This is a genomic window from Cecembia lonarensis LW9, from assembly GCF_000298295.1.
Lineage (GTDB): Bacteria > Bacteroidota > Bacteroidia > Cytophagales > Cyclobacteriaceae > Cecembia > Cecembia lonarensis.
The window spans coordinates 1-4,756 of record NZ_AMGM01000147.1; the positions used below are offsets into that span (position 1 = coordinate 1).

4 protein-coding genes are annotated in these 4,756 nt (G+C 41.4%); all 4 read right to left on the reverse strand.

Annotation, left to right across the window (positions count from 1 at the left end; translation table 11 throughout):
* Window positions 1–107: 107 nt before the first annotated feature.
* The 4 genes from B879_RS20220 to B879_RS20235 are packed head-to-tail and all read right to left on the reverse strand — an operon-like array spanning window position 108 to window position 4,457.
* A complete protein-coding gene (locus B879_RS20220; RefSeq protein ID WP_009187092.1) occupies window positions 108–2,564 on the reverse strand; it encodes a leucine-rich repeat domain-containing protein in 2,457 nt (818 codons plus the stop codon).
* Window positions 2,551–3,390 (reverse strand): hypothetical protein, encoded by an 840-nt coding sequence (locus tag B879_RS20225; protein ID WP_009187093.1) that lies wholly within the window; start codon window positions 3,388–3,390, stop codon window positions 2,551–2,553. Before B879_RS20225 ends, B879_RS20220 begins: the two co-directional genes overlap by 14 nt.
* Window positions 3,387–3,965, reverse strand: coding sequence for a hypothetical protein (locus B879_RS20230; RefSeq protein WP_009187094.1), 579 nt, complete (start codon window positions 3,963–3,965; stop codon window positions 3,387–3,389). The genes B879_RS20225 and B879_RS20230 overlap by 4 nt, the downstream gene beginning before the upstream one ends.
* Before the next feature lie 21 nt (window positions 3,966–3,986).
* On the reverse strand, window positions 3,987–4,457 hold the full coding sequence (locus tag B879_RS20235) for a hypothetical protein (RefSeq protein WP_040401400.1): 471 nt from the start codon (window positions 4,455–4,457) through the stop codon (window positions 3,987–3,989).
* Window positions 4,458–4,756: the final 299 nt, after the last annotated feature.

The window sequence follows — 4,756 nt, forward strand, 5'->3', positions numbered from 1 at the left end:
AAGTGATTCCGAAATCCGCCTTCCGAAATCCCACTTTACTCCAATTACACTCTTCAATTCCTCATTCTCCATTCTTCATTAATCATTCCTCACTCTCCACTCGCTTCTCAATAAAACCTCACCTCGGCCTGTGGGTTCAATTTCCTGAAGGCATCCACCGCTCTTCGGTTAAGACGGGTATTGAAACAGGTCAGTTTCTCAATCTGGGCCAGCCCCTGAATAGGGCGCAAAGACCTCACATTTGTACTGGCAATATCTAAATCCTTAAGGTTTCTCAAGGTCTCCAGTCCCCTCAATACACGGATATTCGTACCCGAAACATTCAGCACTTCTAAATTACTCAATCCGGAAATCGTCCTCAGGTCGTCTATCCCTGTATAAGAGAGGTCCAAAACCTTAAGCCTTGACAATAATGCAATTGCTTCAATCTCATTTACAGGAGCCTGGGAGATCTTAAGTTCTTCCAGTAATGAAAGATCCCCAACTGCTGAAATATCTGTCAATGGCACATCAATAACCTCTAGCTTTCTCAAATTTGAGAAAATCAAAAGTGGATCTAAGTTAGGAATGGAAGCCCTTTCCACACGCATCACCGGGCTGGCTGTCCAACGATGTAAGGCTTCTGAATCTGGTTGAACCGTCCCGTCAAACTGCTCCAAAATCACTTCTCTCCATGTATCACTCAACCTTTCCCACCATAGGGTCAAAGCCTCGGACCTGTAGATAATATTCACTTCAGGATTGGACATTAAGAATTCAGGAATCTCCTCCTCCTCTACCCTTGACCTGTCCACATTAAGATAGGCCAGCCTGGGCAAGGCCTGTAATGGCAGAATACTTTGCACAGGGGCATTTTCAAAATCCAGATGAACCAAACCTGTCAGGTTTGTCAAAGGCTGTAAATTAGAAACCGAACTGTTTTTCCCCGAAATACTGCTTAGCGTCCTGATTTCTGACAATGGAGACAAATCCTGAATCGGCGTATTGTCAAAATTTAAATAATTCACTTTTCTGAACTTCAACACCGGCCCTAAAGAACCAATCATACTTCCAGAAAGATTCAGTGAATCCAAACCTACCGTATAGGAAATATCCTCTATAGAAGGTATTGGCTTATCGAGTTCAGGATTAATATAGGCCAATACCATTTTCCAGGCATCGGAAAGATCATTCCACCAGATTTGCAGATTCTCTACTTGGTGTATCAATAAGACCCTTCTGTTTCTCCTCGCAAATTCATCAGCATTTTCCTCTGAAACCCGGGTCTGATCCGCATAAACCCGCTGTAAGCTAAATTTATCATTCAAAGGACTGAGGTCTGCCACTTCAGTTTGGTTGATATTGACCATCCTTAACTTTTCGTGACCAGCTAAAGGTGACAGATCTACAAAGTTGGTCTCCATAAGCACTACTTGCTCCAGGTTTTTCAATTCGGACAGCATTTCAAAATTGATCAGGAAGTTGCTGCTGATATCCAAGAACTGCAGGTTTTCAAGCTCATTGATATTTTCTACATTATTGAAACCACTTTGACGCAGATTCAAATGCCTAAGCGCACCAAAAGAGTTCAACACACCAAAGCTCTCGATGGGGGTTCCGACTGCCTCTAAAGTGTGCAGCTGATTCAAATTTCCTAACTCACCGATATCGGTCACCCGGGTACCAGAAATATTCAGGTGTGTCAAGCGATCAGAAAATTTGATGAACTGTATATCCTCTGCCGGTGTATTGGCAATATTGAGATAAGTCAAAAAAGTCACATTACTGATAGGACTCAAATCTTCAATATTGGTATTGCTGATGTCAATGTATTTCAATTCGCGCAATGCTTCGATAGCGTCCAGGTCAATCACAAATTGATTACCTGCCATATTGATGCTGTCAATAATACTGATCTTATAGAGGTCATCCAAACTCACAGAATCCTCTTCTGCCAATCCGACCTTTTTCCTGAAATAGCTTTCCCAAGTATAAGAAAGTGTACCCCACCACTCCTCCAATTCCTTATCTCTGCTCAGTTTCGTGGTGTACATACTGGCGATTTTCAATTCATTGGAGCGTTTGTCCACATTCACCTCCACAAACCTAGGTTTGGTATTGGAGATTTTTTCCTGGTCAAGACCTGTTGCCGTCAAGGTACGGTCCATGGAAACAATAAAGGAAAGCTCACCATTATCCCTTTGAAAAGGCTTAATTTCCCTGACCTTAAATTTAAAATTGGCATCCCGGAAGAAAAACTCAATGTCTTTCATGTATGCCGTAACATCTTTATTGGTGATGACTTTCCTGTCCAGTAAAAGGTCATCCTCTACCTGGACTTTTTCATCTCTAAATATTTTCTTGTAAGATTCTCTGATGATCACATCTTTATCCCGGGCAGGCGTATCCTGACTCCCCAAAGTATTCAGAAAATACTCCAAAAAGCGGATTTGATCTTCCACCTGCGTGGTAAGCTCTTTGATTTCCTGCTTGGAATAGCCAGCCATATCCTGGGCAGAAGAGATTTGAAAGAAGCCCAGTAACGGCAGGACAAAAATGAAAAATAAAGACTTATTTTTGATCATAGATGTATCTTAGTAATGTCTCTTTGTCACCGGTGTTTAATTTGACCAGATTACTGATCAACCAGCCGGTATTGAATCCCGGTCTATTGAATTGATTGAGCTCAAAGTACCAGTTGTTGATTTGGAAAAAGTGGAATTTCACGTCAAGAATGTTATCAAAGCGTATATTTCCCCTTTTCATTTCATATAGAAATAAGGTCAAATAATCAGGTTGGTACTCCTTTGGGGTAAAGGCCTCCGGGGTATCTGAATCCTGAAAAGCTTTTCTCAGGTTCATAAAACCTAATTCATGACTCAAAGGATGTAAAAACCCCTTGGCATCCCCCTCAGGTTTGCTGAAAATGTCTTTAAAGGGTTCAAAGACTACTTTGTCTATCACCCACTCGTAACCCAATCCTTCAGGTTGGATTTTTAGAAAAAGGGTGACATTTTCCCGCTTTCCCCTGTACATAAATAAGGCGCTGACTTCAGCAAACCAACCTTCCCGGTGAAAATTGATATACTGAGGCATGACCTCGGAAAGCACTTCTCCCATAAACTCTCTTTTGAGTTCATTGGAAATACCGGAAGTTTCATTATCAAACAGGATACTGATGAACTTACCCCTAAGCTCTCTATCCCTGTAAAGGGCATCTCCTGAGTAATAACGCTGACTGCCATCCACACTTTCCTCGGCATTGAACCTTCTAAAAAATTGATTTACCTGTTTGGTTGATGCGGCAAATCTCCCATCATCTTTAGGGGAGCCGGGGCTGTATAAACCCTGCCCCGGCGCCAACTCTAAAGATAAAACCAATACTAGTACTGATAATATTATTTTTCTCATGCTGAGGTTTCAGTCACGCGGATATCTCCCAACATCACATCCCAGAACTCTATGGTTCTACCTGCGATCTGAGTTTGTTTCTTCTCCACGTAAATGGTAATGTCTTTTTTGGTAGTATCTCTATAATTCAGACCGGATTCCAAAGAAGTACCTTCAAATCTTTGATAAACAGTCACAACACCTACATAACGGCCATCAGGCTGTCTTTCCAAATCAGAAATGTAGTGTATGTCATACCATGTGATGTTTACCCTATCGTAGTTCAGGGCCATCAAACGCTCAAAATACCTTCTTACTTTGTAGTAAGCGATCTCTTTCCTGTTCAAGGAAGAAACACCCATTTCCGCACCTGGAGCAAATAGCTCTTCTGCACGGTCCATAACACGGTTGGCTTCAGAAAATTGGGTTTCTTTGCTGCCAATGATACTGATGTATTTACTCAAGTCCTTTACTTTTTCCAAAGCCAAGGAATCAATAGCCTGCTTTCTGGCAGGGCTGATGTTGTCGGATTGAGCGACGGATACTGCTGTTGTAGCAAAAAACAACAACAGGAATAGTGGAAGATATTTTTTCATGATTTGTAAAATTTCTGCTGATTATTTTTTTCGACGAAGTTCAAGCTCAGACACACGGCCATTGCCATCCATCCTGATGTCACTGATGAAGTTCAGGTTCTTCTTGGTATCCTTCAGGTAATTAAGGTACTTTTCAATGGTAGTAGGCTCATCATAATCCTTGATGCCGTTTTCCTCATGAATCACAATCAAAACAGGGGTCTGTTGATTGGAAAACATGCCCAAAGCCTCATTGATGGTTCTGTTGGCTGCATCAACATTAGAAGACTGAGCGATACTGTTAAAATAATTCTCGAGCTTACCTACCGCCACTTCTTCAGCAGATGGCTGAGGAGCTGGTGCCGGTGCTGGCGCAGGTGCCGGCTGTTCTACTGGTGCAGGTGCGGGTGCAGCAACTTTCTTTTTACTCTTACATGCTCCCATGGCCAACAAACCAAAGAGAGCAAGGGTAAGCAAGGTGCTTACGGGTGATTGGATGGTTCTTCTTTTCATTTTTTGTTTAATAATTGATTTTTTTCTGACCAAATCCTTTAGGCACAAAAAGCATTCCATAGCCATGCATTCTTCTGTTTTTTTATTCTTTTTAACAAAAAAGCATCATGCTTTAAGATACCCTATACGGATTATTTGCGCAAAGGTATATGAATTTTACAATACCTTGTACACGATAATATCGATCAAATTAAAATTAATTTTTTGAATAAAAAAGGCCGTGAAGGAATTCCCCACGGCCCTTTAATTTCATATGAAAATAAATCAATCGAATAGCTCCCTCAATTTGTTTTCCAAAG

Bases quoted from the DNA above. Each gene is read 5' to 3' on its own strand.
- B879_RS20225 (WP_009187093.1), bottom strand. From the start codon at position 3,390: ATGAGAAAAATAATATTATCAGTACTAGTATTGGTTTTATCTTTAGAG.
- B879_RS20220 (WP_009187092.1), bottom strand. From the start codon at position 2,564: ATGATCAAAAATAAGTCTTTATTTTTCATTTTTGTCCTGCCGTTACTG.
- B879_RS20235 (WP_040401400.1), bottom strand. From the start codon at position 4,457: ATGAAAAGAAGAACCATCCAATCACCCGTAAGCACCTTGCTTACCCTT.
- B879_RS20230 (WP_009187094.1), bottom strand. From the start codon at position 3,965: ATGAAAAAATATCTTCCACTATTCCTGTTGTTGTTTTTTGCTACAACA.